The sequence below is a fragment of the Pseudomonas sp. LSJ-87 genome (genome assembly GCF_032971465.1).
GTDB classification, from domain to species: domain Bacteria; phylum Pseudomonadota; class Gammaproteobacteria; order Pseudomonadales; family Pseudomonadaceae; genus Aquipseudomonas; species Aquipseudomonas putida_Z.
In genome coordinates this window covers 72,790-99,198 of record NZ_JAWJYQ010000033.1, presented here as the reverse complement: position 1 = coordinate 99,198, position 26,409 = coordinate 72,790, and the positions used below count along the sequence as shown (strand labels likewise).

Below are 26,409 nucleotides of genomic sequence, written 5' to 3'. Positions count from 1 at the left end.
TCGATAAAGGAGTCACTTCAATGACTGCTGTGCCTACCTACACCGAGGCGCTGCCGCTGGCTGTGCGCGCTCGCAATATCCGCCGCCACGCATTGCGCATGGGGCAAGTCCAGGGCCAAGGCTATGTCGGCCAGGCGCTGGGCGCCGCCGACCTGCTGGCGGTCGCGTATTTCCATGCGCTGCGCCTCGACCCCGGCAACCCCGAATGGGAGCAGCGCGACCGTTTCTACCTGTCCATCGGGCACTACGCGATTGCCCTCTATGCCGCACTGATCGAGGCCAGCGTAATCCCAGAGGATGAGCTTGAAACCTACGGTAGCGACGATAGCCGCTTGCCCATGTCTGGTATGGCTGCCTATACCCCAGGCATGGAGATCACTGGTGGCTCGCTCGGCCACGGCTTGGGCATCGCCGTCGGCGCTTGCCTCGGGCTCAAACGCAAGGGATCGGACAGCTGGGTCTACAACCTGCTGTCCGATGGCGAGCTCAACGAGGGCTCGACCTGGGAGGCCGCCATGTCGGCCAGCCATTGGCGCCTGGACAACCTGATCGCCATCATCGATGTGAACAACCAGCAGGCGGATGGCCATTCCAGCGAGGTACTGGCCTTCGAGCCAATCGTCGACCGTTGGCAAGCCTTTGGCTGGTTCGTTCAACGCGTGGACGGCAATGACCTGGATGCGCTGGTCGGCGCCTTCGACCAGGCCCGCGCCCACACCGGGGCGCAACCGCGCGTGATCATATGCGATACCCGCATGGGCAAAGGCGTGCCTTTCCTGGAAAACCGCGACAAGACGCACTTCATTCGCGTCGATGAAAACGAATGGGACCTCGCCCTCAAGGCGCTGGACGCCGGGAGCCAAGCATGAGCACTGTGAACTCACCCAAGAAACGCCTGACCACCTCGGCCATGATCGCTTCGATTGCCGCCGACGGCCAGCCGACCCGCCCTGCCCCGTTTGGCCATGCCCTGGCAAGCCTTGCCGAGCAACGTCAGGATATAGTTGGGCTAAGTGCCGACCTGTCCAAGTACACCGACCTGCACATCTTCGCCAAAGCCTACCCCGAGCGCTTCTATCAAATGGGCATGGCCGAACAATTGCTGATGAGCGCCGCTGCTGGCATGGCACGGGAAGGCATGACCCCCTTTGCCACCACCTATGCGGTATTCGCTTCCCGTCGGGCCTATGACTTCATCTGCATGGCAATCGCAGAAGAGAACCTCAACGTCAAGATCGTCTGCGGGCTGCCTGGCCTGACCACCGGTTATGGTCCTAGCCACCAGGCCACGGATGACCTGGCCATCTTCCGGGCGATGCCCAACCTGATGATCGTCGACCCCTGCGATGCGCTTGAGATCGAACAGGCTGTGCCAGCGATCGCTGCCCATCAAGGGCCGGTCTACATGAGGCTGCTGCGCGGCAACGTACCCTTGGTGCTCGATCGCTACGATTACCAGTTCCAGCTGGGCAAGGCACAGGTGCTGCGCGGTGGCCGGGATGTGCTGTTGATTGCCAGCGGCCTCATGACCATGCGTGCGCTGGAGGCTGCAGAGCAGCTGCAAAAGGACGGTGTGGATGTATCGGTGCTGCATGTACCCACCATCAAACCGCTCGATGAGCAGACCATCCTCGCCGAGGCACGCAAGCCTGGTCGCCTGGTGGTCACTGCGGAAAACCACTCGATCATAGGCGGCCTGGGAGAGGCCGTGGCGGGCGTGCTGTTGCGCAATGGGGTCACTCCAACCTTCCGCCAGATCGCGCTACCGGATGCATTTCTCGATGCGGGTGCACTTCCGACCTTGCATGACCGTTACGGGATCTCCACTGACGCTGTGTCCAGGCAAATCAAGGCGTGGCTTTAACCGCAGTTATGGGTAGCATTTTCTGAAGCAACGAAGATAGCGTTAACGGGGCTGCTACGCAGCCCATCGCCGGCAAGCCAGCTCCCACAGAGATCGCTCAACTCCTGAGTTCTGCGCAGTACCTGTGGGAGCTGGCTTGCCGGCGATGGGCCGCAAAGCGGCCCCCAATTACTTAGCTGACAGGTATTAGCCTTCCAGCCCTTTCTTCAGCGCCGCCAGGCCATCTTCATAGATGCCAGCGAACAACGCAGTTGCCTCAGCATCGCTGACACCCACCGGCACGAACGAACCGGACCATTCCACACGAGAGCCGCTACCTTCAGCCACCACGCGCAGGGTCGACTGGTAGTCACGCACCGGCGCCGGGCCCTTGAGGATGGTGTAGCTGTAGCTGCGGCCGGCTTCGTTGAAGTCCAGCAGGCGCTCGATGATGGTGTCGCCAGCCACGCTCTTCGGGTGCGTACGCGGCCGCCTTCGCTCAGGGCGCTTTCGGGTATGTACGGCAGCCAGTCGGGCAGCGCGTCGAAACCGCCAATCAGTTGCCAAACGCGGTTGGCATCGGTTGCCAGGGTGATGGAAGCTTGTGCAGTAGCCATTTGATTCTCCCGGGGCGTGGCCCCATTGATTCGGGGTAGACAGGGCCGCGAGGCAGCCCTGCAACATCGGTTTAAACAGCAGGTACCGGGGCCTGGGCGTTGATCAGCCCTTGCTGGCGCAGGTCGTTCCAGAAGGCCGTCGGGATCACCTTGCTCAGGGCGGCGAGGTCTTCGTTGGCGTGCGCCGGACGGGTGGAACCCGGGATCACCGAGACCACGGCCGGGTGGGCCAGGGCGAACTGCAGGGCGGCCGCCTTCACATCCACACCATGGGCACGGGCCACGGCGCGGATGCGCTCGAGCTTGGCCAGCACGGTCGCGTTGGCCTTCTGGTATTCGAAGTGCTCGCCACCGGCGGTGACACCCGAGCTGTACGGGCCACCCACGACGATGCCTACCCCCTGCTCCACCGCTTGCGGCATGACGCGTTGCAGTGCGCGGTCATGGTCCAGCAGCGAGTAGCGGCCGGCCAGCAGGAAGCCATCCGGACGGGCTTCGTCCAGGTCGAGGGTCAGCTCGATCGGCTCGACGCGGTTCACACCCAGGCCCCAGGCCTTGATCACGCCTTCTTCACGCAGACGGGTCAGTACGCGGAAGGCACCGGTACGGGCGGTTTCGAACTGGCTCAGCCATTCGTCACCGTAGAAGTCCTGGGCGATGTCGTGAATCCAGACGATGTCCAGGCGGTCGGTCTTCAGGCGGCGCAGGCTATCCTCGATGGAGCGCAGGGTGGCGTCGGCGCTGTAGTCGTTGACGATGCGGTTGCGGTTGCCGTGTTCGAACAGGCCGCTTTTTTCGCCCAGTTCACGGGCTGCCGGGTCTTCCAGTTCGTCGAGGATGATGCGGCCGACCTTGGTGCTGAGCACGTACTCGTCACGCGGGCGGCCGACCAGGGCGTTGCCCAAGCGAGTTTCGGACAGGCCGGCGCCGTAGAACGGGGCGGTATCGTAGTAGCGCACACCGTTGGCCCAGGCGGCGTCGATGGTGGCCTGGACTTCGGCCTCGGGAACATTGCGGAACATGTTGCCCAGCGGTGCGGCACCGTGGCCCAGTGGGTTGGCGATAAGGGATTTGAGGTTCATGTGCGTTTTCCTGATGGGGGAGTTGGTTGTGAACTCCAGTGGCTGCAATCCTATGCCTCACTCACCAAGACCGTCCAAGTCATATTTCGAACGACTTGAGACCTTTTATGCAACACCCAACAACCCCCGGAATGGACTGATGCATGCCCCGCCCAATGACTAGTCCGCCAAACGCCGGAACACCAAACCGGAAATTCCACACATGACAGCGCACAGCAACATCACCGTGGCGATATCTGCCACCGAGGTTTCGCTACGCCCATCCATCCCGGCCAGCATCCCCAACAGCCCCCCTGCCAGGCTCACCGACATGGCCATGGTCAACTGCACGGACATCGCCGACAACGAACTGGCCGCCGCCGAACGCTCACCGGGCACGTCCTGATAACTGGCAGCCCCCAACGTCGAGAACTGCAGTGAACGCACCAGGCCTGCGGCGAACAGCACCGCAGCCATCAGCCACACAGCGGTATCACGATCAAAACTGGCGCACAGGGCAATCCCCACCCCACTGAGCACGGCATTGCAACTGAGCACCCGTCGATAGCCGTAGCGCCGTACCAATGGCACTGCCAGCAGCTTCATCAGCAGCGCGCCAGCGCCACCACTGACCACCAGCCCCCCCGCCGCCAACGGGCTCAAGCCCAGGCAGTTCTGCAGCAGCAGCACGATCAGGAACGGCTGGGCTGCCGAACCCAGGCGGAACAGCCCGCCACCCGCCTGGGCCACGCCAAAGCTGCGCAGGCGCAGCAGCGACAGGTCCACCAGCGGACTGGGGTGTCGCCGCGCGTGCAGCAGATACCCCAACGCACAGGCTGCTCCACCGGCCACCAGCACCATGGCCCAGGCCTGCGGCAACTGCCCCAGCCCCAGCGCTTCCAGGCCGAACACCAGCATGGCCAGGGCCCCGCCGCTGAGCAGCAAGCCACGCACGTCCAATGGTGGCACCGGCCGTGCCGGATAATCCGGCACATGGCGCAGGATCAGCCAGCAACCGAGCAGGCAGATTGGCAGGTTGATCAGGAAGATCCAGTGCCACGACAACACCGTCACCAGCAAACCGCCGAGCAACGGCCCCACCAGTGGCCCCACCAGCGCCGGCAGGGCCAGCCACGACATGGCCTGCAGCAGCTGCTCGCGGCTCGACCAACGCAGGATGATCACCTGCCCCACCGGTGTCATCAATGCCCCGGCCGCCCCCTGCAGCATGCGCCCCAGGCACAGTTGCCAGAGCGTATCGGCCAGGGCGCAGGCCAGCGACGCGCAGGTGAACAAGCCCATCGCCGACAACATGACCTGGCGCGGGCGAAAGCGCTCGGCGGCCCAACCGCTGACCGGCACGCACAGGGCCAGGGCAAGCATGTACAGCGACACCACCAGATTCATGCGCAGCCCCGGCTCGCCGAAATCGGCGGCCATCTGCGGCAAGGCGGTCATCACCGCTGTGCTGTCGAGCAGCTCCATGAACAAGGCAGCACCGATGATCACCGGGACCTTGGGGCTTTGCACATGGCCGGCCAGCAAGGCCGGCTGGGCAGTCAAAACAGCCCCGAGACAGGTGGGCGAGTGCCCTTGAGCTGCCAGGCACCGACCACCGCCGCCTTCCATTGGCGCGGGTTATGGTTGGCCACGGTGCGGGCGTTGCGCCAGTGGCGGTCGAGGTTGTGCTGGCGGCCGGTGGTGGAGGCACCGCCAACGTCGAACAGCGTTTGCGCAGCCTTGAGCGCCAGCTCGGCGACCAGGTACTGGGTCTGCGCCACCTCGATCGCAGCTTGCTCAACGGCGGCTTCATCCAGTTGCGTGGCCCAGGCCTTGTCGATGGTTGCAGCGGCCTTGAGGACCATGGCCTCAGCGCCATAGGCACGGGCGGCGATATCACCTACCGACAGCTCTACATAGGGGTCGTCCACCGAGCGGCTGGCCGTGCTGTGCTTGATCGGGCGGGCATGCTCGCGGGCGAAGCGGGTGGCGTCGTCCAGCGCATTGCGGGCGATACCGGCCAACACCGTGGCAAGGAACAGCTGCAGGAACGGCGTGACGATGGTGCGCTTGCCCTCCTCCACGGTACGCGTGCGGATATCGCTGGCCTCGACGCGCACATTGCGCAAGTGAGTGGTGCCGCTGGCGGTCAGGCGCTGGCCCATGGCGTCAAAGTCATCGACCAGCTCCAGGCCCTCGCGGTCGCGCGGCAGGATGAACGAAACCGGTTGCTCGTCCTCATCCAGGGCAACGGCGCTGACGTAATCGGCGAACAGCGCACCCGTGCTGTAGAACTTGCTGCCATTGGCGCGAAAATGCTCGCCCTCGCGCACCAGGCGCGCGGCGATGGCGCCGTTGGCACCGCCCAGTTCCCAGCCGGCATTGCCGATTACCGCACCCTGCAGATAGCGCGCGAACCAACGCTCGCGCTCCTGCTCGGCGCCTTCGGCCTGTGAAGCCAGCAGGCCTTCGACAAAGGCAAAACCCGGGCGCAGGGCCTGGGCCACGTTGGAGTCGACCGAGGCGATTTGCAGTAGCAGTTCGACCACATCGCTGACACTGCCGCCGGGGCCACCGTACTGCCCGGGGATACGCACGGTGTACAGCCCGGCTGCCGCAAGCTGGGCAATGGCCTCATGGGGCAGCTGGCGTTCGCGTTCGCGCTGCGCGGCGCCTGCGCCGATGGCGGGCAGCAGGGCTGCGATGCGGGCTTTCAGCTCCGCGACGCTGGTGGCCGGAGCCTGGGTTGGGAAACGTTGAAATGTGGTCATGGTTCAGTCCTTTAAGTACATGTTTCGTTTAGGCGACCCGAGCCCTGTGGGAGCAGCGCCCTTGCCAGTTTCCTGAAGCTGGCGCTATCCCCTGTGGGAGCCGCGCTTGCCGGCGATGGGCCGCGAAGCGGCCCCGGCGATTCATGCAACAGCCTTGAAATCGTGGGGCCGCTTCGCGGCCCATCGCCGGCAAGCGCGGCTCCCACAGGGGTCGGTGCAGGGCTTGGCGTCTCAGTTCAAATGGCGATCTTCCACAGGCGGGTTTCGTCGAACAGGTCGAAGGCTTCGTGTTCCAGGTCCAGCGGCGGCACCACCAGTTCGGCGCCGCTGCCGGGCAGGCGCGGCACCGCGCCGAGCAAGCGCTGGGTGTATTCATGGGCCGGGTTATCGAACAACTGCTCGACCGGTGCCTGCTCCACCACCTGACCGTGGCGCATCACCAGCACGTCGTCGCTGACATGGCGGATCACCCCCAGATCGTGGGAGATGAACAGGTAGGCCAGGCCCAGTTCGTCCTGCAGGTCGGCCAGCAGGTCGAGCACCTGGGCCTGCACCGACACGTCCAGGGCCGACACCGGCTCGTCGCAGATGATCACCTTGGGTTCGCTGGCAATCGCCCGGGCAATTGCCACCCGCTGGCGCTGGCCGCCCGACAGTTGCAACGGCCTGCGCTGGCCGAGATCTGCCGGCAAACGCACCTGGTTGAGCAGCACAGCGATACGTGCTGGCCTGGCTGGTGCCTCGATACCGGCTACCTGCAAGGCGTCATCAAGAATCTGCGCCACGCTCCAGCGCGGGTCGAACGAGCCCAGCGGGTCCTGGTAGATCACGCTGATGTCGCGCCGCAACGGCCTGCGCACTGCCTCGCTCACGGCGTTGGCCGGGCGGTTCCAGGGTTGCCCGCGATAAAGCACTTCGCCCTCATCGGGCTGCAGCAGGCCGAGGGCGATGCGTGCCACGGTGGTCTTGCCCGAGCCGGACTCGCCGACAATGCCCAGGGTGCGCCCGGCACGCAGGGTGAAGTCGACGCCCTGCACCACCTGCCGCACCAGCCCGTCCGGGCCGAGGTAGCGCTTGCCCAGGCCACGGCCTTCGAGCAAAACGTCGCTGTGCGGGCGTGCCCGCGGCTCACTGCGCACGCCAACCCGCTCGGGTGACAGCCGGCTGCCGCGCGGGTGCTCGGCCGGTACTGCCGCCAGCAAGGCCTGGGTGTAGGCGTGACGCGGCTGGCGCAGCACCTGCTGCATCGGCCCCTGCTCCACCACTTCGCCATGGCGCAGCACCACCACCTCATCGGCCAGTTGGGCGACCACTGCCAGGTCGTGGCTGATGATCAGCAGCGAGGCGCCACGGGCCTTGATCTGCTGGAACACTTCGAGAATCTGCGCCTGCACGGTGGCGTCCAGCGCGGTGGTCGGCTCGTCGGCGATCACCAGCGCGGGGTCCATGGCCAGGGCACTGGCAATCAGTGCACGCTGGCGCAGGCCACCGGACAACTGCCCGGGCCGCTGGCGGGCACGCAGTTCGACATCCGGCACGCCTACCCGCTCGAGCAACTCATGCACGCGCGCAGTACGGGTGTGGCGGTCACCGTATCCGTGGGTCTGCAGCACTTCGAGAATTTCCTTGCCCACCGGCCGCAGTGGGTCCAGCGACACCAGCGCATCCTGCAGCACGAAGCCGATATCCTTGCCACGCACGGCGCGCCACTGGCGCTCGCTGAGGTCGAGCAGGTCGTGGCCGCCGAAACTCAAGCGACGCGCACTCACCTGCGCTCGACCTCCGGCCAGCCCGACCAGGCAGCGGGCACTGACGCTCTTGCCCGAGCCAGACTCGCCGACCAAGGCCAGGCAACGGCCAGGCGGCAAGGTGAAGGACAGATCACGGACCACGCTGGCGCCATCAAAGGCCACGTTCAGCCCTTCGACGATCAAGGTCTTGTCGCTCATGGCAGGCGCCCCTCCAGGCGTTGTTGGATGTAGCGGCCAGTCACTGTGGTCGCCAAGGTGGTGAGGACGATGAACAGGCCAGGGAAGAAGGTGAGCCACCAGGCATTGGCGATGAAGTCACGCCCCATGGACAACATGGTCCCCCACTCCGGCGCCGGCGGCCGCGCGCCCAGGCCGAGGAAGCTCAGCGCCGAGGCCCAGACGATGGCCTGGCCAACGCCCATGGTCAGCGTCACCACCAATGGCCGCATGGCGTTGGGCAGCAATTGGCGCAGCACGATGCGCGACGTCGGGTGCCCCAATGCCCGCGCCGCTTCGATGTAGCCGGCGTTGCGTACCGCCAGCACCTGGCCACGGACCATGCGCGCATACCCCGGCGCACCGCCCAGCCCGGTGGCGACGATCAACGGGCCGACACCGCTGCCGAACACCGCCACGAACAGCAGCGCCAGCACCAGGCTGGGGAAGGCGAACAGCACTTCCAGCAACCAGCCCACCGCACGGTCCACGCGTGCGCCGCCAAGGCCACCGAGCAGGCCGAGGGCGATGGCGATGACCATGGAAATGGCCGTAGCCGCAAGGCCGATCAGCAGGCTCTGGCGGGCGCCGTGGATGATCCGCGCGAAGATGTCGCGGCCTGACTGGTCGGTGCCCAGCCAGTGCGCCCAGCTGGGTGGCTGGAAAGCCTCTCGCGGTACGATGGCCAGTGGGTCGATGCGGGTGAACAGCCCCGGCGCCAACGCGGCCAGAAGCAATGCGAACAGGAACAGGATCGCCAGGCTTGCGCCCAACGGCGGCAGTTTCACTTGGCGCTGCCGGCGCAATGGCGCGAGCACTTGGCCATGGGTCAGGTCTGTCATGCTGCAGCCTCCTGCTGCCGAGGGTCGATCCACTGGTACAGCAGGTCGACCAGAATGTTCGCCAGCACATAGCCGGCCGCCACTACCAGGCTGATGCCGATCACCAGCGGCAGGTCCTGGGCCTGCACCGCCTGGTACAGCTGGCGGCCCACCCCCTTGCGGGAAAAGATCACCTCGCACACCACCGCCCCACTGATCAGCGCGCCGATGGCCCAGCCCGACAGCGACACACCTGGCAGCAAGGCATGGCGCAAGGCGTGCCGAAAGCGCACGGCCAGGTCACTGAGGCCACGTGTGCGGGCGGTGAGCACGAAGGGTTGATCGAGGGTCAGTTCCAGCGACTCCCGGGTGACCTGGGCAATGAAACCGGCCAACGGAATCGCCAGGGAAAACGCCGGAAGTATCAGGCTGGCGAAGCTGTCGCTACCGGCCGGTGGGAACCAACGCAGGCCGAAGGCGAATACCGCCAGCAGCACCACGCCGAGCCAGAAGTGCGGCAGCGCCGCGCTGAGCGTTTCCGCCAGCGAGGCGATGCCGCCGACCAGCCTGCCGCGCCCGGCGGTGACCACTGTCAGCAGCAGCACCAGCACCCAGGCCAGCAGCAGGGCGGCGATGGTCAGTTCCAAGGTCGCCCCACCCTGCTCCGCCAGCACACGGGTGACCGGCAGGTGCTGCGAGTAGGACACACCCAAGTCACCTTGCAGCAGGCGCCCGAGGTAGAACACGTACTGCACGGCCAACGGCTTGTCGAGGCCGTACTCCACGCGCGCGGCTTCAATCGCTTCCGGCGTCGGGTTGCCACTGGGGCCACCGAGAATCGCCAGCACCGGGTCACCCGGCATCAGCCGCAGTGCGAAGAAGGTCAGGGTCGCCACCGCCCACAGCACCAGCACGCCACCGGCCAGGCGGATGGCGGCGCGCCGGCCCAGGGCCGCCAGGCGTTCGCGACGCGGGTCGGTCACCGCGAATGTCGTCGTAGTCATTTGTTCACCCATGCGTCGTAGAGGTAGGTCACCGCCAGCGAAGGTTCCAGTCGCACGCCATGGGCGGTCTTGTAGATACCCAGGCGCGTGCTTTGTGGGTACGTGGTGAGTTGCAGGTACTGCGCGGCGGCCTGTTGCTGTGCCTGGAAGTAGCGCTGGCGGCGCAGTTCCGCATCCTGGGTGGCCAGGGCACTGTCGAGCAGTGCGTCGTAGCCCGGGTCGGCGTAGCCGGAGGAGTTCTGGTGATAGCCGCCAACCCCGGCTGGCTGCACGAACGCGGTGGTGAAGATGATGCGCAGCACATCAGGGGTGTTGGTGTTCCAGTAGCCGGTGCGGATGTCGTAGTCCCAGGCGGCCTGGCGGGCGGTGACCTGGGCATCGCTCATCTGGTCCAGCACCAGCTCCAGGCCGGCCTGCCGGGTAGTGGCCTGTACCTGCTCCCACAGGGTCAGTTCCGACGGCGGCGTGCGCGCGCCGATCAGCACGACGGCGCGCAGCCGCTGGCCGTTCCTGGTGCGGTAGCCTTCGCTGTCGCGGCCGGTCCAGCCAGCCTCGTCGAGCAGCCTGGCGGCGCGGGCCGGGTCGTAGTCCTGGCTGCGCTCGAAGTCACCGCTGTAGAACGGCGTGGCCAAGCTCAGCGGGCCACCGGCGCGGGGGAACTCGCCGAAGTACACACTCTTCAGTGCACCCTCGACATCGGCGCTGCGAACGAAGGCCTCGCGTACACGGATGTCGTCGAACGGTGCGCGGCGCAGGTTGAAGGTGCCATTGGTGGGGTTGCCCGGGCGCTGGGCGATGATCAGTTCCACATCCGGGTTGCGCCGTGCTGCTTCGTGCGACTCTGGTGGCAATGCTTCGATCACATCGACCTCACCGGCCTGCAGCGAGGCGAAGCGCACCGACGGTTCCTGGATGAACTTCCAGACGATGCGTTCCAGGTACGCCGGGCCTTGGTGCCGTGCGGTAGGTGGCGCCCAGTTATAGGCCGGGTTGCGCACCAGCTCCACCTGGTTCTGCCGGTCCCAGCGCACCACCTTGAACGGCCCGCTGCCGACCGGGCTTTCGCAGTTCTGGTCACGGCTGCGCTGCAATGCGGTGGGCGACTGGATGCCGAGAAAGCCCTGGGCCAACACTTCGAGGAAAGCCGCATAGGGCGTCGCCAGAGTGACTTCGGCCGTGTAGGTGTCGAGCACCTTGGTGCCGCGGTACTGGCGGATGTAGCCACCGGCGGTACTGGATTGGGTCTTGGGGTTGGCCATGTGGTCGAGGTTGGCCTTGACCGCTTCGGCATTGAACGGTGTGCCGTCGGTGAATTGCACGTCGCGGCGCAGGTGGAAGGTGTAGCGCAGGCCATCTGGCGAAACCTCCCAGCTTGTCGCCAGCCAGGGGCCGATCTGGCCGTTGCTGTCCATCGACACCAGCGAATCGAGGTACTGCTGGGCAATGAAAACCTGCGGCATGTCGCCGGCCACATGCGGGTCCAGGCAGGTGGGCTCGCGGTCGGTTGCATAGACCAAGGTGCCGCCCTGCTGCGGCTGGGTACTTTGCGCCGTGTGCTGTTCGTTCGGCTTGCAGCCGAGCAAGGCCAGTGCGGTGCAGAGCGGAATCAGGGGGAGGATGGGTGTGTTCAAGGGCGCTCCTGCGGTGACTGGGCTTCGATAGGCCTGTTGCAGGAGTTGTGCCGGGTTCAAGAGGTTGATTTTGTTGGGGTTTGCCGAGGGTGAGGTGCTGTTGCGGGGGCAAAGTGTGTGAGGGCTGTTCGAATGGCAACAGTGCTGTTCCGGCCTGTCGCCAGCCAGCTGGCGACAGGCCGCGCTCGGGGGCCCGTTGCGGGGCTCAGGCCGCCTCCCCTTGCCGGCTCCACAGCCGATGGTAATACCCCCGCCGCGCCAGCAGCTGCGCATGGCTGCCATCCTCGACAATGCGCCCGTCCTCGAACACCACGATCCGGTCAAGGTGCGCCACGGTCGACAGCCGGTGTGCCACCACGATCACCGTCTTGTCGTCCATGATCTCGTCGAGCTTGTCCTGGATATAGCGCTCGGTGATCGAGTCGAGGCTTGACGTGGCTTCGTCCATCACCAGGATCGGCGCGTTCTTCAACAGCACCCGGGCGATGGCGATACGCTGACGCTGCCCGCCGGACAGCTTCACACCACGCTCGCCCACCAGCGATTCGAAGCCCTGCTCCATGGCTTCGATGAAATCCCGGGCACCGGCCCGGTCGATGGCAGCGGCCAACGCATCGTCGCCAGCTTCCAGGCAGCCATAGTGGATGTTCTCGCGAATGCTGCGGTGGAACAGCCCCGGCTCCTGCGGAATCAGCCCGACCTGCTGGTGCAGCGAATGCTGGGTCACCGTGCGCACGTCCTGCCCGTCGATCAGCACCTGGCCCTCATCCACGTCGTACAACCGTAGCAACAACCCGAGCAAGGTCGATTTGCCCGAGCCGGACGCCCCCACCAGGCCGACCCGCTGGCCCGCCGGAATATGCAGGTTCAGGTGCTGAAAGATCGGCCGCCCGGGGTGATAGCCAAAGGTCACATCGGCAAAATGCACCTCGCCCCGCTCCACTTTCAACGACGTTGCGCCGGCCGTGTCGCGTACCTCGTGTGGCCGCACCAGGGTGCGCACGCCATTGGCGATATTGCCCATGGCCTCGAAAAACTCCAGCAAGCGCCGCGACAGCCCGGCCACATCCGTGATGATCATCAGCGACAGGCTGGTAGCGGTAACGAAGGTGGCGATGTCGATGCTGCCGCGCTGCCACAACCACAGCGCCAGCAGCAGGATGCCAAGCTTGAGCAGCACTCCGCAGCTGTTCTGCAGCCAGCGAATCTTCTCCATGTAACCGAGCGAGCGGTCTGCCGCTACCACCTCGTGGTCGAGGAACTTGCCCAGGTAGCCATGCTCGTAGGGGTGGCGGGCGAACAGCCGGATATTGGTGAGGTTGGTCACCGCGTCCACTACCTTGCCGGTGCTGACACTGCGCGCTGCGGCAAAGTCGCGGGCCAGCGGGTGGCTGCGCCTGGCCAGGAACCAGCACAGGATGAGAAAACCGACCGCCCACAGGCCCATGAATGCCGCCAGCCAAGCGTTTGCGGTGGCCAGCAGGATGACTGCCAGGGCCAGGGTCACAAGCAGCGGGATAAGATCGAAGATCAGGATCGCCAGGGTCTGCGTAGTGCCGATCGAGACCTCGCTGATACGGTGCGCCAATGCCCCGGCGAACTCGCTGGTGATGTAGCGATGCGAATGGCGTTGCAGGTAGGCGAACAAGGCCTGGGTCACCGCGCGCCGCTGACGGGGCACGGTGTAGATATGCAAGCCACTGGCGGCACGCGTGCTGACCATCTCGAGCACCAGCATCAAGGCAAAACCCGCCAGCGGCCAGCGCAATGCCGTGACGACCTGGCTCGCGTCCAGGCCCTGGCTGACCAGGCGGGTGATCTGGCCAAGTTGCCAAGGGACCAGCACGGCGCAGACCATGGCGAAGGTCTGCAAGGCGAGCATACCGGAGTAGGCCACCGGGTGGCGCAGGATGAATGCGCGAAGGAAGGCCTGCGGGGTGTCTGGCAGGTGACGGATATCCCAACCATCGGGCAGGCGGCGGGTAGATGTCACAGTGTTCTCCTTGTGTCTTGCCTACACGGCGATACGGCTGAACCAGCTTGGCTGCGCCGCCGGAAGATGAGGCACGGCGTCGAGCAAGGCGCGGGTATAGGCCTGACGCGGCTGGCCGAGCACCTGGGCTGCCGCCCCTTGTTCCACCACCCTTCCCCCTTGCATCACCAACACGTGGTCACTGACCTGCTCCACCACTCCAAGGTCATGGGAGATGAACAGGCAAGCCAGGTCCAGCTCCGCCTTGAGTTCGGCCAGCAATGCCAGGATTCGCGCCTGCACCGACACATCCAGTGCCGATACCGGTTCGTCCAGCACCAGCACCCTGGGCTTCATGGCCAGCGCCCGGGCAATCGCGATGCGCTGCCGCTGACCGCCCGACAACTCCAGCGGGCGGCGGTCGAGCAACCCCACCGGCAACTGCACCCGCTCCAGCAACGCCGCCGCCTCGGTGCGCTGCAACGCACGCGGTACACCCGCATGCGCCAGCGCCTCGGCCAATACCCGCAGCACGGTGTAGCGTGGGTCGAACGAGGCCTGCGGGTCCTGGAACACCACCTGGATCCCCTGCCGTGCCTGGCGCCGCTGCGCGGCAGACAACGCAAGCCAATCCTGCCCGGCCAATTGCAGGCTGCCTTGCTCCGGTCGCTCCAGCCCCAGCAGGATGCGCCCCAGCGTGCTCTTGCCGGAACCGGACTCGCCCACCACGCCAAGGGTTTGCCCGGCGCGCAACTGCAGCGACACATCGTCCAGCACCTGACGCAGCCGGCCGTCCGGCCCGACAAACGCCTTGCTCAGGCCACGCGCCTCCAGCACCACGGGTTGTTCGTCCACGCCATTCTCCACCAGCGCCAGGGCCGGCGCCGCCGGACGTTTGAAATGTACCGCCCGAGCCGCACTCAGCAGGCGCTGGGTGTAGGGGTCCTGCGGGTCCTGCAGGATCTGTTCGACACTGCCCTGCTCCACCACCACCCCATGGCGCATCACCGCCACCCAGTCGGCCAGGCGCGCGACTACGGCCAGGTCATGGCTGACCATCAACAGGCTGTTGTCGCGCTCGCGCAGGTGCTCCAGCAGGTCGAGAATCTGTGCCTGCACGGTCGCGTCCAGCGCGGTGGTGGGCTCGTCAGCGATCAACAGGCGTGGCTGACAGGCGATGGCCGAGGCGATCAGGGCGCGCTGCCTGAGGCCTCCGGAAAGCTGCCACGGGTATTGCCGGGCACGGACTTCGGGTTCAGGCACCCCGACCTGGCGCAACAGCTCAAGTACCCGCAGACGGCGCTGCTCCGCGGCCAGGTCGGTGTGCAACAGCAATGGCTCTTCGATCTCTGCACCCACGCGTCGCAGTGGGTCGAGCGAACCCAGCGCATCCTGCATGACAAAGCCGATGTGCTCGCCACGCAAGCGCTGCCACGCGCGCTCATCGAACTGGCGCAGGTCCTGCCCGGCAAAGGCCAGGCGCTGCGCCTGCACATGGGCACCGGCCCCGGTCAGGCCGACCAGGGTACGCGCCGTGACGCTCTTGCCCGAGCCCGATTCGCCCACCAGTGCCAGGCACTGCCCTGCGCGCAACTGCAGGTCGACGCCGTGCACCACTGGCACACCATTGAAACTCACGTGCAGACCGCGGATATCCACCAGCGGTGCCTGGTTCTTCTCGAAGATGTTCATGCGCGTCTGCCCTCGCTACGGCGCAGCCAGTCTCGGCCGATGACGGTGATGGAAATGACGGTCAGGGTGATCGCCAGCGCGGGCCAGGCCATCAGCCAGGGCGCGTTGGCCATGAAGTTGCGCGCCACTGCCATCATCGCGCCCCACTCCGGCGCGGGAGGTGGTGCGCCGAAGCCGAGGAAGCTCAGCGCAGCGGCGGCGGTGATGGCGCCACCCAGGCCGATGCAGGCCAGGATCAGCACGGGTTGGACTGCATTGGGCAGCACATGCCAGAACACCACCGCCAAGGGCCTGCGGCCCAGCGTGACGGCTGCTTCGACGAAGCCGGCACGCCGGATGGTCAGGGTCTGGGCGCGTACCAGGCGCGCATAGCGCGGCACCGAGGCGATGCCGACGGCAAGGATCAGGTTGCTGGTGCCTTGGCCGAACAGGGTGATGATGACCAGCGCCAGTAGCAGATCCGGGAAGGCCAGCAGCACATCGACGGCGCGCATCAGCAGGTTGTCCAGCCAGGCTGGAGCCAGGCCGGCGAGCAAGCCGAGCAGCGTGCCCAGGCCAAGCCCGACCAGGGTGGCGGCCAGGCCGATGAAGAGCGATGGGCGGGCGCCATGGATCAGGCGGCTGAGAACGTCGCGGCCGTTCTCGTCACTGCCCAGCCAGAAGGCGGGGCTTGGCGGGTGGTAAGCCAGGCGGGCGTCGGCGGCCAACGGGTCGGTTGGCGAGAGCCAGTCGGGGAAGGTTACTGCCAGCAGTATCAGGCCCAATGTGATCCAGGCCAGCGCCAGGCCAGGGCGAACCTGCCAGCTGCTGGTCACTGTGTTTGGTATGGATACGATCGCGTTCATGTCTGTCCTTCTTGTGTCGCCTGTACTGGCCTCTTCGCGGGTAAACCCGCTCCCACAGGACCACCGAAAAGGCTGAATCCGTGCGGTCCCTGTGGGAGGCTAGGGCGAACCTTCCAGCTACTGGTCACTGTGTTTGGTATGGATACGATCGCGTTCATGTCTGTCCTTCTTGTGTCGCCTGTACTGGCCTCTTCGCGGGTAAACCCGCTCCCACAGGACCACCGAAAAGGCTGAATCCGTGCGGTCCCTGTGGGAGGCTAGGGCGAACCTTCCAGCTGCTGGTCACTGTGTTTGGTATGGATACGATCGCGTTCATGTCTGTCCTTCTTGTGTCGCCTGTACTGGCCTCTTCGCGGGTAAACCCGCTCCCACAGGATCACCGCAAAGGCTGAATCCGTGCGGTCCCTGTGGGAGCGGCTTCAGCCGCGAACAAGGGCGAAGCCCTTGCCATGTGGGCTACGGTGCCGGGTTGGGAATACGGCGGTGCACGGCCTGGATCTCGGCCAGTACTTCATCGCTCAGTTGCACATCCAGTGCACTCAGGTTTTCCTGCAGCTGCAGCAAAGTGGTCTGCCCGGTAATGGCACTGGCCACGAACGGCTGGCGTATGACGAAAGCCAGGGCCAGTTGCGCCGGTGTCAGCCCATGCTCGCGCGCAATCCGCACGTAGCTGGCAATCGCGTCGTTTGCCTCCTCGCTGCCGTAGCGATTGAACGTGCGATACACCGACGACAATCGCGAACCCTCCGGCCTTGCCCCGTTCAGGTACTTGCCGGTCAACGCCCCGAACGCCAGCGGCGAATAGGCCAACAGGCTGATCCCTTCGCGATGGCTGAACTCCGACAGGCCGTTTTCGTACAAGCGATTGAGCAGGCTGTACGGGTTCTGAATACTGGCAATGCGCGCCAGGCCCTTGTCCTCGCTGTGCCGCAGAAACTGCGCCACACCCCACGGTGTTTCGTTGGAGACACCGATATGGCGCACCTTGCCGGCCTTGACCTGTTCATCCAGCACCGCAAGGGTTTCTTCGATGGCTGCCGTCTGCGGATGGTCGTCGACGTAGGGGTATTCACGGATGCCGAAGAAGTTGCTGGTGCGATCGGGCCAGTGCAGTTGGTAGAGGTCCAGGTAGTCGGTGTGCAGGCGGCGCAGGCTGCCCTCCAGGGCCGCGACGATGTTCTTGCGGTCGTGGTGCGACAGGCCATCGCGGATGTGCACCTGGCCGCCTGGGTCACGGGCCGGGCCGGCGATCTTGCTGGCCAACAGGACCTTGTCGCGGTTGCCGCGGGCCGCCAGCCAGGTGCCGATGTAGCGCTCGGTGGTGGTCCAGGTTTCAGCGCGGGTGGGCGTGGGGTACATCTCGGCGGTGTCGATGAAGTTGATGCCTGCAGCAAGGGCAGCGTCCAGTTGCTGGTGAGCATCCTGTTCGCTGTTCTGGTGCCCCCAGGTCATGGTGCCGAGGCTGAGCAGGCTGACTTGCAGGTTGGTGTGGCCGAGTGGGCGGTAGCGCATGGGTGCATCCTTTTGAATGTGTGTCGGGTTTCAAATCCTGGGGCTGCCTTGCAGCCCATCGCCGGCAAGCCAGCTCCCACAGGATCACCACAGGTTTCAGGTTTGCCCGGCACCTGTGGGAGCTGGCTTGCCGGCGATTGGGGCGCAAAGCGCCCCTAAGCAGCGAACTGGTTGTGTGCCTTGGGCAACCCCAGGTGCTCACGCAGGGTGGTGCCGGTGTATTCGGTGCGGAACAACCCACGTTTCTGCAGCAGCGGCACCACCTCTTCGACGAACACCCGAGCACCCGACGGGAACATGTCGGGCATGATGTTGAAACCATCCCCCGCCCCCGCCAGGAACCACTCGGCCAGGGTATCGGCGACCTGTTCCGGGGTACCGACGGCCAACCGGTGCCCGACCAGAATCCGCCGCGACAGCTGGCGAATGGTCAGGTTCTCGCTGCGCGCCAGGTTCAACTGGGCCTCCAGAAAACCATGCGATCCCCGCTCGAAATCTGCCACCGCGCCAATTCGCGCCCAGGGCAATGGCGCATCCGGATCCAGCTCGCTGGCATCGATGCCGATACGCCCCGCCACCTGCTGCAACAGGCCGTGCTCGCCATGCCAGGCATTGAGTTCGTCGAAGCGTGCATGGGCCTCGGCCTCGGTGCTGCCGATCACGGTCGACAGGCCGGGCATGATCTTCAGGTGCTGCGGGTCACGGCCCCAGGCTTTGGCCCGTGCCTTCATCTCCCGATAGAACGCCTGCCCATCGGCCAGGGTGGTCTGGGTGGTGAAGATCGCATCGGCATAGCGCGAACCCAGTGCCTTGCCACCTTCGGAAGAGCCAGCCTGCACCAGTACCGGCCTGCCCTGCGGCGAACGCGGCAGGTTCAGCGGCCCCTTGACCTGAAAGTGCTTGCCCTTGAAATCCAGGGTGTGGACCTTGCCCGGGTCGGCAAAACGGCCGGCGCTGCGGTCACCGATGATCGCGTCGTCCTCCCAGCTGTCCCAAAGCTTCAGGGTCACGTCGACGAACTCCTCGGCCCGCCCGTAGCGGTCCACATGCAACGGCGCGCCAGCCAGGCCGAAGTTGTGTGCTGCCGCGTCACCGGCATTGGTCACCACATTCCAGGCTGCGCGGCCGCCGCTGATGTGGTCCAGCGAGGCAATTCGCCGGGCCAGGTTGAAAGGTTCGTTGTAAGTGCTGGAGCAGGTCGCGATCACGCCGATGCGCTCGGTGGCGGCCGCCACTGCGGTAAGCAGCACGGTCGGCTCCAGGCGCCCGCCAGGCTGGGCGGACACATCCGGCGGCAACGCCGGGCCATCGGCAAGGAAGATCGCATCCAGGCAACCGCGCTCGGAAATACGCGCGATATCGCGGTAATAGTTGACGTCGATATAGGCGTCGATTGCCGCCTCACCCTGGCGCCAGGCGCCGGAATGCGAGCCGAAGCCGAGGATGTTCATGCCCAGGCTCATCTGTTTCGTGGTCATGCCGGTTCTCCTGATCAGACTGCGCTGGCTTCGTCGCCGCTGCCCTGCCCTTCGCTGGCGCTGGCATGAAGGGCACGCCAGGCCTGGGCCGGGCTGATGCCATTGAGGTAGTAGTTGCCCAACGCCTGCTCGCGGTAGATCGCCGGGTTGTGCGAAGCCAGAGTGCGGGCATTGCGCCAGTGGCGGTCGAGGCGCTGGGCATTGCTGGTGGCCGATGCGCCGCCGACTTCGAACAGCAAGGTGCTCGCTTCCAGCACTTGCGGCAGGACGATCTGCTGCGCCTGAAAGGCATGGATCTCGGCGTCGGTGTAAAGCTGCTCGGCTACCTCCCCGTGCTGGCCGGCTTCGTACACCGCCTGCAGGCTCTGGCCCACGGCGGTGACTTGCGCATTGGCGGCGAAGGCCAGGCTCGACAGGCGACCGATCACCGCCTGCACCCGCGGGTCTGCGGCCGGCTGCGACTGCCCCGGCACACCGAAGGCGCGGGTGCGGCCCTGGACGAACGCTACGGCATCGGCCAGTACCGCCTGGCCGATACCCGCCAGGGTGGCCAGATGCACCGCCTGGTAGAACGCGGTGAGGTACGACTCGGCACGCAACTCGCCCTTGGCGAAACGGCGCAGCAAATGCTGCGGCTGCACGCTGACCCGGGTGAAACGGGTGGTGCCACTGCCAGTCAACCGCTGGCCGAAGCCGTCCCAGTCGTCGACCCGCTCCACGCCCGGCGCACGGGTCGGCACCACGAGGCTGACAAAGTCGTCGCCATGGTTGGCCACTGCCGCCACCCAATCGGCGTACAACGTGCCGGTGCAGTAGTACTTTTCGCCGTCCAGGCGGTAACCGCCTTCGTCTTCGCTCAACTGCACGCTATTGCCGGTACTGTCGGTGCGCTCGGCCATGGCCGCGCCCCATAGTTCACCGGCGACCACGCGGGTGAACCAGTAGTCCTGGGAGGCGGCGTCGCCGGACGACAGCCGCCCTTCGACGAAGCCGAAGTGGGCGCGGAAGATTTGCGGCAGGTTGGAATCGGCTTGCCCCAGGCGCACCAGCTGGCGCAGCAACTGCGGCAAGGTTGCGCCTGAGCCGCCGTGGCTGCGTGGCACGCGCAGGGCACCGAAGCGGGCCTCGCGCAACCAGGCCACCGGCTCATGGGCCAGGGTGCGCTGCTGCTCGCGGGCCACCGCGCCTTCGGCAATACGCGCATAGATCGGCGCGAAATGCGCATCCAGTTCGGCATCGGTAATCGTGGTTTGGCTCATGATGGTTCCTTTCTCTTGAATTCAGACGCGTGCGGTGCGCGGGTCGATGGCCTGGGTCGCCAGGTCCACCAGCAGGTTGACCAGCACGTAGATCGCTGCCGCCAGCAGGGTTACGCCGAGCACCAGTGGCACGTCCTTGCTGGCGGTAGCGTCGAGCATCAAACGGCCAATGCCTTGGCGGCCGAACAGCAGCTCCAGCACCACGGCGCCGCCGAGCAGGCTGGCGAACACGTAGCCGGCCAGGGTCACCAGCGGCACCAGGGCATGGCGCAGGGCGTGGCGCAGCCGCACAGCGATATCACCCATGCCACGTGCACGGGCCTGGGTGATGAAGGGTTGTTCCAGTACCTGCTCCAGCGACTGGCGCAACACCTGTGCAAGCACCGCCGCGATCGGCAGCGCCAGGGCCAGGCTCGGTAGCACCAGCGAGCGCCAACCGCTGGACCCGGACGGCGGTAGCCAATGGAAGTGGAACGCGAAGGCCAGCAGCAGCACCGTGCCGATCACGAAGTTGGGGGCCGAGGACAGCAACAGCTCGATGCCCGACACCACCGCGCGCAAACGCCGCCCGCGGTTGGCGGTGAGCAGCGCCGAGGCCACCGCCAGCAGCACCGCCAGCACAGCCGCGCTGCTGGCCAGCGCCAAGGTCGCGGCGGCCTGCTCGCCAATCGCCTGGCCGACCGGTATGCGCAACCGGTACGACTCGCCCAGGTCGCCCTTGGCCAGGCGCGCCAGGTAGTGGCCGTATTGCACCCACAGCGGTTGATCGAGGCCGTACTCGGCGCGCACCTGGGCCAGCAGCGCTTCGCTCGGCATGGCATCCGGGCCGCCGAGGATCGCCAGGGCGGTGTCGCCACCGCTGTGTTGCATGCCGAGGAAGGTCAGGCTGGCCGCCGCCCATAGCACGATCACACCGTCACGCAGGCGGCGCAGCAAGATGATCAGCAGTTTCATGGTTGCTCCTTTGCCAGCCACACGCTGGTGAACAGGGGAACGTTGTGCGAACCATCGAACAGCACGCCGCCGACCGCGTTGCGGTAGGCCAGCAGCATCTGGCTTTCCACCGAGGGCACGGCCGGCACGGTCTCGCCCAGGCGTTGCTGGGCCTGGCGATACAGCTCGCGGCGTTGCGTCGGGTCGGTGCTGCGCCGGGCGGCACCGAGCAACTGGTCGAGGGTGGCATCACGGAAGTGGCCGACGTTCTGGCCGATCATTCGTGCGCTGGGGATGGATTGGCTGTGGTAGAGGATGTACAGGCCATCGGCCGTGTTGGTGTGCCAGTAGCCACCGCCGATGGCGTCGAAGTTGCCGAGGTAACGCAGCTCCATGACCTTGCTGAGCGGCAGCAGCTCGATGCGCAGGTCGAAGCCGACCTTGCGCAGGTCTGCCTGGGCAGCCACCGGGACATTGGCCGGGAACGCCGGGTTGTCATAGGTCAGCAAGGTCGCCCCGAGGCGCCGGCCATCACGGCTGCGATAGCCTTCGCCGTCACGCCCGGTCCAGCCGGCGGCGTCGAGCAAGCGCCCTGCTTCGACCGGGTCGAAGGCCAGGGCCTCGCGGGCCACCGGGTCATAGCCGGGGGTATTCACGGCAAGGAAATCCCCCTTGGCCAGGTACTCGCCGAAGCCGGAGATCCACGCCAGGCCATCACGGTCGATGGCCTTGGCCACGGCCTGGCGCACCCGCACGTCATCGAACGGCGCACGGTCGACATTGAAGGTGATGCTGCGCGACGGGTTGCCCTTGCGAATGCGGTTGCGCAGGGTCAGCTTCGGGTTGGCGCGGATCGCCGCGGCATTCTGCGCCGGTGCGTCCAGGGCCATGTCGTTGTCGGCAGCTTCCAGGGAGGTGTAGCGGATCATCGCTTCGGGCACGTAGCTCAGCTCGATGCCGTCCAGGTAGGCCTCGCCCTGGTGGTTGATTGCCGGCGGTGCCCAGTCGTACCCCGGGCGGCGGACAAAGATGGCACGCTGGTCGCGCACCCAGCCGGTCAGCACGAAAGGCCCGGTGCCGATGGGCTGGCTGGCGATGGTCTTCGGCGCCTCGAGGATCTGCCGTGGCGAGATCATCCCCAGCCAGGCCTGCGACAGCACATCGAGAAACGGCGCATAGGGCGCACGCAGGGTCGCCTCGAATGTGTACTCGTCCACCACCCGCCCCTGCAGGTACGGCGCGATATAGGCGGCGGCCAGTGGCGACTTGGTCACGGGGTCACGCATGTGTTCGAGGTTGACCCGCACCGCCTCGGCGTTGAAGCGCTCGCCATCGCTGAAAGTGACGTCGTCACGCAGGTGGAAGGTGTAGGTCAGGCCGTCGGCGCTGATGTCCCAGCTTTTCGCCAGCCACGGCGTGAGGGTACCGTCCTCGGCCTGGTACACCAGGCAGTCGAACAGGATGCGGCCCATCCACTGCATGTTGCCGTTGGACAGCGCGTGTATATCGAAGCTGCCAGCGTCGCTCGCCGCTGACACGCGCAGGGTGCCACCGCGCTTGCCGGGCTGTTGCTCGACGAAGTCGCTGGCCGGGTAGCGCATCACGCCGTTCACTTCGCTGAGCGCTTCACCCTTGAGCAGCGCCTGGCTCTGCGCGGACGTGGCGGGTGAGCAGACGGCAACCAACAGCGCACTGGCCACCAGGCATGTATTGAATAATCGGGAATTCAGCTGCACAACGGGCCCTTTATATAGACGGCTACATAAAGGGCTATTGCAGTTGTCGTGCCAGCGCTAACACTGCGCATTCATTGAGGCTAGTTCAAACCGCCTGACGCATTAACCATACAAACTGTTTCATCCCTGTTGCGCTGACAACATCCAACCCTTTGGGCTGCGCTGTCGCGTAGATAACTGAAATTGCAAGCAATCCGCATCCCCTGTGGGAGCGGCTTCAGCCGCGAAGAATCCAACGCGCTGCATGGCACCGGCTGCGCCGGTGTTCGCGGCTAAAGCCGCTCCCACAGGTTGCGACATAGCATTCGGATATTTGGATATAACCTGCACTGTTCCGCAAACAACAGGAGCGCAACAAAATTTGCTGTTTTATTCAGCACTTCACACTAAAACTTTGGCCACACCCCCAAACTTCCGGCCTTTCGCCAGCTGGCACAGAAACTGCTCTTACACATTTCGACAGGCCTGACTATTCCCATAGAACGCCGAGGACCTACGATGACTTGCAAGGAATTGAACGATGCGTGCGATTCAACCCCAACCACTGCGCCTGGCCATCCGCCACGCCGCCCTGGCCACCGCGGCCACGGCCCTGCTGGCCCCGGTCACGGTACTGGCCGCTGAGCAAACCCTGGGCACGGTGACCGTGCAGGCCGCCAAGCAATCCGAAGTACAACAGGCCGCCAGCGCCCTGGCCGAAGTGCCCGGCGGCACCAGCGTGGTCGACAGCGAAGAGGTCGCCAAAGGCCGCACTGCCACACTGCAGGACACCCTCGGCTACCAGCCCGGGGTATTCGTGCAGTCCACCGGCGGCAACGACGCGGCGAAGATCTCGATCCGCGGCTCCGGTGCCAATACCTCGCCCGGCTATTTCCGCGAGGGCATCAAGTTCCTGTTCGACGGCCTGCCGCTGACCGGCCCTGGCGGCACACCCTACGAATTCCTCAACGCCAGCGGCGTGAACTACACCGAAATCCTGCGCGGCGCCAACGCCTTTCAATATGGCGCGCTGACCCTCGGCGGCGCGGTCAACTTCGTCAACCACAGCGGCTACAGCGCCCCCGGCCTGCGCGTGCGCGCCGAAGCCGGCAGCTACCACTACCAGAAGCAGAGCATCAGCTACGGTGGGGTCGAGGGCGACCTGGACTACTACCTGCAGGCCGACAACTACCGCAACGAGGGTTTTCGCGACTACAGCCTGTCGAAGAGCTCGGGCATCGTCGCCAATGCCGGCTACCGCTTCAGCCCAAAGCTGGAAACCCGCCTGCTGCTGCGCTACCGCGACGAAACCCACAACGACCCCAGCGCCACCACCCTCGACGCCGCGCTGCACCACCCGCGCCGCGCCAGCGCCACCGCCGAGACCAGCGGTGCCGGTGCACGCCGCCCGGGCAGCATCTGGGTGGGCAGCAAGACCACTTATACCTTTGACGACGATGCACGGCTGACCTTCGGCCTGTCGTATCACGACTATCGCCATACCAACAGCCCGCGCAGCCCGAGCAATCCCAGTTACTGGGACTGGCACGACCTCGGCCTGCTGCTGGGCTACGACCGGGTCGACTACCTGTTCGGCCACGAAAGCCGCAGCAGCATCGCCTTCACCTCCACCCAGCACCTGCGTGGCGGGGTGAACTCGGCCAATGACGACAAGCTGTCGCTCAAGCAGGTCAACTACAAGGATTCGTTCGACCGGGTGATCGCACTGGGCAACGATATCAACCTGGTCGACAACCTCTGGCTTACCAGCGGCGTGTCGTTCATCAACGTGCGGCGCAAGATCAACATCGACCACGCGGTGAACCCCAACACCACCAACTTCCCGCAGCACGTGGACTACGACAACTGGAGCGTCGCCCCGCGCATCGGCCTGCGCTACGAGTTCAGCCCGAACCTGCAGGTATTCACCAACTTCAGCCGCAGCATCGACCCGCCTGCTTCCTGGGAATATTCGGGCTCCGGGCCGACCCTGCCTTACATCCGCCCGTTGGTGGAGCAGAAGGCCAACACCTTCGAGGTCGGTATCAAGGGCTCGCACGGCATCTTCGATGGCAGCCTGGCACTGTACCGCTCGTGGATCCACGACGAGCTGCTGAATGTGCAGATCATCCCCGCCACGTCATCGTCGGCAGCGGTCACCGGCGCCTTCAACGCCTCACCGACCATCCACCAGGGTGTCGAGGCCGGGCTCAACACCCGTCTCTGGGAAAACCCGCAGGGCGACCTGGTACGCTGGCGTCAGGTGTACACCTACAACGACTTCTACTACCGGCATGACGACACCTTCGGCGACAACCAGTTGCCGGGCGTGCCCAAGCACATCTACCAGGGCGAGCTGCAGTACCAGGACCACAGCGGCTGGTACACCGGAATCAACGTGCAGTCCGCCTCGCGTACGGCAGTGGACTATGCCAATACCCTGTATGCGCCGTCGTACACCATCTGGGGGGCGAACCTGGGGTATGAGGCACCGAAGGGCAACTGGAAGGTGTCGCTGGACCTGAAGAACCTGGCAAACAAGGCGTACGTGACGGCGGTGACGCCGGTGTACAACGCGCGCGGGCAGGATACTGCGTCGTTCTGGCCGGGGGATGGGATTGGCGCGTACGTGGGGGTCGAGTTCAGGTACTGACCACGCAGCAACGTGTTTGATGGCGCGTCCATTACGCATTCGAAATCGAGCGCCGCCCCACGGCGCTCGGTTTCCAGGAGCGCTATTCGCACCGAAGGGCTTCACGGTGCAAGTGGAAGGTTTCAGCATTGACCTGAATCAATCAAACGCCATAGGCGGTGTTGTAAACAGCACACCAAACATATGGGAATGCAGTTTGATGAGCGAGTCCAACCCGGCAACCAGAATTATCTGCAACAATCTTGAACTGGCCGATCAATTGCGCCAGCTGTTGGCACCTATAGCACCTGATTGCGAGGTACTGAGTACGCCTGGCAATTGCAGCGCCGTACCGCTTTGCCGCTGGCTCGGTGAAGCAAAGTTGGGCTCGGCTGGGCAGGTACAGGCCGCTTTGCTGGATGCCACCGAGGTTCTCGAACAAACCCGACACGCCTTCAAATCCCGCGAACTGGGGCTGCTGCGGCGACGCTTGGTTGCATTGCTGGATAAATTGTCGGAAGATCCTGAATGATGTGAATGTGCCATCACCAGGTTCCGCCCTGCGGGAACCGGCTTTGCCGAGCAGGATAATAGGCCTGAAAGACGAAGCGCCGTGGCAACAAGTTCTTGAACAGAACTTGTTGCCACGGCGCTTT

Annotated in this window: 19 protein-coding genes and 1 pseudogene; 4 read left to right on the top strand and 16 right to left on the bottom strand. The window is 65.3% G+C overall.

The genetic code is table 11. From position 1 onward, the window contains the following. Nucleotides 1-20 precede the first annotated feature (20 nt). Nucleotides 21-869 carry a transketolase gene (locus tag RYH74_RS19805; protein ID WP_075045686.1) on the top strand — a complete coding sequence of 283 codons (849 nt, stop codon included), beginning with the start codon at nt 21-23 and terminating at the stop codon, nt 867-869. Beyond that, nucleotides 866-1,864, top strand: a complete 999-nt coding sequence (locus tag RYH74_RS19800; RefSeq protein ID WP_075045687.1) for a transketolase family protein — start codon at nt 866-868, stop codon at nt 1,862-1,864. Before RYH74_RS19805 ends, RYH74_RS19800 begins: the two co-directional genes overlap by 4 nt. A 186-nt stretch (nt 1,865-2,050) precedes the next feature. Here RYH74_RS19800 and RYH74_RS19795 read toward each other — a convergent pair. The 16 genes and pseudogenes from RYH74_RS19795 to RYH74_RS19720 all read right to left on the bottom strand — a co-directional run bounded on the left by RYH74_RS19795 (nt 2,051) and on the right by RYH74_RS19720 (nt 23,142). Beyond that, nucleotides 2,051-2,460 (bottom strand): annotated as a pseudogene (locus RYH74_RS19795) (SRPBCC family protein). A gap of 71 nt (nt 2,461-2,531) precedes the next feature. After that, nucleotides 2,532-3,542, bottom strand: coding sequence for an aldo/keto reductase (locus tag RYH74_RS19790; protein ID WP_286100196.1), 1,011 nt, complete (start codon nt 3,540-3,542; stop codon nt 2,532-2,534). Nucleotides 3,543-3,701: 159 nt separating this feature from the next. After that, nucleotides 3,702-5,084 (bottom strand): MFS transporter, encoded by a 1,383-nt coding sequence (locus RYH74_RS19785; RefSeq protein WP_238066613.1) that lies wholly within the window; start codon nt 5,082-5,084, stop codon nt 3,702-3,704. Beyond that, nucleotides 5,081-6,292 carry an acyl-CoA dehydrogenase family protein gene (locus tag RYH74_RS19780; RefSeq protein ID WP_075045691.1) on the bottom strand — a complete coding sequence of 404 codons (1,212 nt, stop codon included), beginning with the start codon at nt 6,290-6,292 and terminating at the stop codon, nt 5,081-5,083. Before RYH74_RS19780 ends, RYH74_RS19785 begins: the two co-directional genes overlap by 4 nt. A 236-nt stretch (nt 6,293-6,528) precedes the next feature. Then, on the bottom strand, nt 6,529-8,241 hold the full coding sequence (locus tag RYH74_RS19775) for a dipeptide ABC transporter ATP-binding protein (RefSeq protein ID WP_286100199.1): 1,713 nt from the start codon (nt 8,239-8,241) through the stop codon (nt 6,529-6,531). After that, nucleotides 8,238-9,101: an ABC transporter permease gene (locus RYH74_RS19770; protein WP_085614380.1), complete on the bottom strand. Its 864-nt coding sequence runs from the start codon at nt 9,099-9,101 to the stop codon at nt 8,238-8,240. The genes RYH74_RS19775 and RYH74_RS19770 overlap by 4 nt, the downstream gene beginning before the upstream one ends. Further along, nucleotides 9,098-10,084 carry an ABC transporter permease gene (locus RYH74_RS19765; RefSeq protein ID WP_317409961.1) on the bottom strand — a complete coding sequence of 329 codons (987 nt, stop codon included), beginning with the start codon at nt 10,082-10,084 and terminating at the stop codon, nt 9,098-9,100. The genes RYH74_RS19770 and RYH74_RS19765 overlap by 4 nt, the downstream gene beginning before the upstream one ends. Then, complete coding sequence (locus RYH74_RS19760) at nt 10,081-11,715, bottom strand: ABC transporter substrate-binding protein (RefSeq protein WP_410903109.1); 1,635 nt, start codon at nt 11,713-11,715, stop codon at nt 10,081-10,083. The genes RYH74_RS19765 and RYH74_RS19760 overlap by 4 nt, the downstream gene beginning before the upstream one ends. A gap of 205 nt (nt 11,716-11,920) precedes the next feature. After that, nucleotides 11,921-13,708: an ABC transporter ATP-binding protein gene (locus RYH74_RS19755; protein WP_085664636.1), complete on the bottom strand. Its 1,788-nt coding sequence runs from the start codon at nt 13,706-13,708 to the stop codon at nt 11,921-11,923. A 21-nt stretch (nt 13,709-13,729) separates the two neighbouring features. After that, nucleotides 13,730-15,379 carry an ABC transporter ATP-binding protein gene (locus tag RYH74_RS19750; protein ID WP_317409960.1) on the bottom strand — a complete coding sequence of 550 codons (1,650 nt, stop codon included), beginning with the start codon at nt 15,377-15,379 and terminating at the stop codon, nt 13,730-13,732. Continuing rightward, nucleotides 15,376-16,224 (bottom strand): ABC transporter permease, encoded by an 849-nt coding sequence (locus RYH74_RS19745; RefSeq protein WP_317409959.1) that lies wholly within the window; start codon nt 16,222-16,224, stop codon nt 15,376-15,378. The genes RYH74_RS19750 and RYH74_RS19745 overlap by 4 nt, the downstream gene beginning before the upstream one ends. A gap of 456 nt (nt 16,225-16,680) precedes the next feature. After that, nucleotides 16,681-17,736 (bottom strand): NADP(H)-dependent aldo-keto reductase, encoded by a 1,056-nt coding sequence (locus tag RYH74_RS19740; protein WP_075045698.1) that lies wholly within the window; start codon nt 17,734-17,736, stop codon nt 16,681-16,683. A 155-nt stretch (nt 17,737-17,891) separates the two neighbouring features. Continuing rightward, complete coding sequence (locus RYH74_RS19735; protein ID WP_085590475.1) at nt 17,892-19,214, bottom strand: LLM class flavin-dependent oxidoreductase; 1,323 nt, start codon at nt 19,212-19,214, stop codon at nt 17,892-17,894. A gap of 14 nt (nt 19,215-19,228) precedes the next feature. Further along, on the bottom strand, nt 19,229-20,473 hold the full coding sequence (locus RYH74_RS19730; RefSeq protein WP_317409958.1) for an acyl-CoA dehydrogenase family protein: 1,245 nt from the start codon (nt 20,471-20,473) through the stop codon (nt 19,229-19,231). Between the two features lie 21 nt (nt 20,474-20,494). Next, nucleotides 20,495-21,427: an ABC transporter permease gene (locus RYH74_RS19725; protein WP_025339885.1), complete on the bottom strand. Its 933-nt coding sequence runs from the start codon at nt 21,425-21,427 to the stop codon at nt 20,495-20,497. Further along, nucleotides 21,424-23,142, bottom strand: coding sequence for an ABC transporter substrate-binding protein (locus tag RYH74_RS19720; RefSeq protein WP_410903106.1), 1,719 nt, complete (start codon nt 23,140-23,142; stop codon nt 21,424-21,426). The genes RYH74_RS19725 and RYH74_RS19720 overlap by 4 nt, the downstream gene beginning before the upstream one ends. 520 nt (nt 23,143-23,662) lie before the next feature. Between RYH74_RS19720 and RYH74_RS19715 the strand changes: the two genes are divergently transcribed. Further along, on the top strand, nt 23,663-25,774 hold the full coding sequence (locus RYH74_RS19715; protein ID WP_075045703.1) for a TonB-dependent receptor family protein: 2,112 nt from the start codon (nt 23,663-23,665) through the stop codon (nt 25,772-25,774). A gap of 199 nt (nt 25,775-25,973) precedes the next feature. Next, nucleotides 25,974-26,285, top strand: a complete 312-nt coding sequence (locus RYH74_RS19710; RefSeq protein WP_317409957.1) for a hypothetical protein — start codon at nt 25,974-25,976, stop codon at nt 26,283-26,285. The last annotated feature ends 124 nt before the right edge of the window (nt 26,286-26,409 follow it).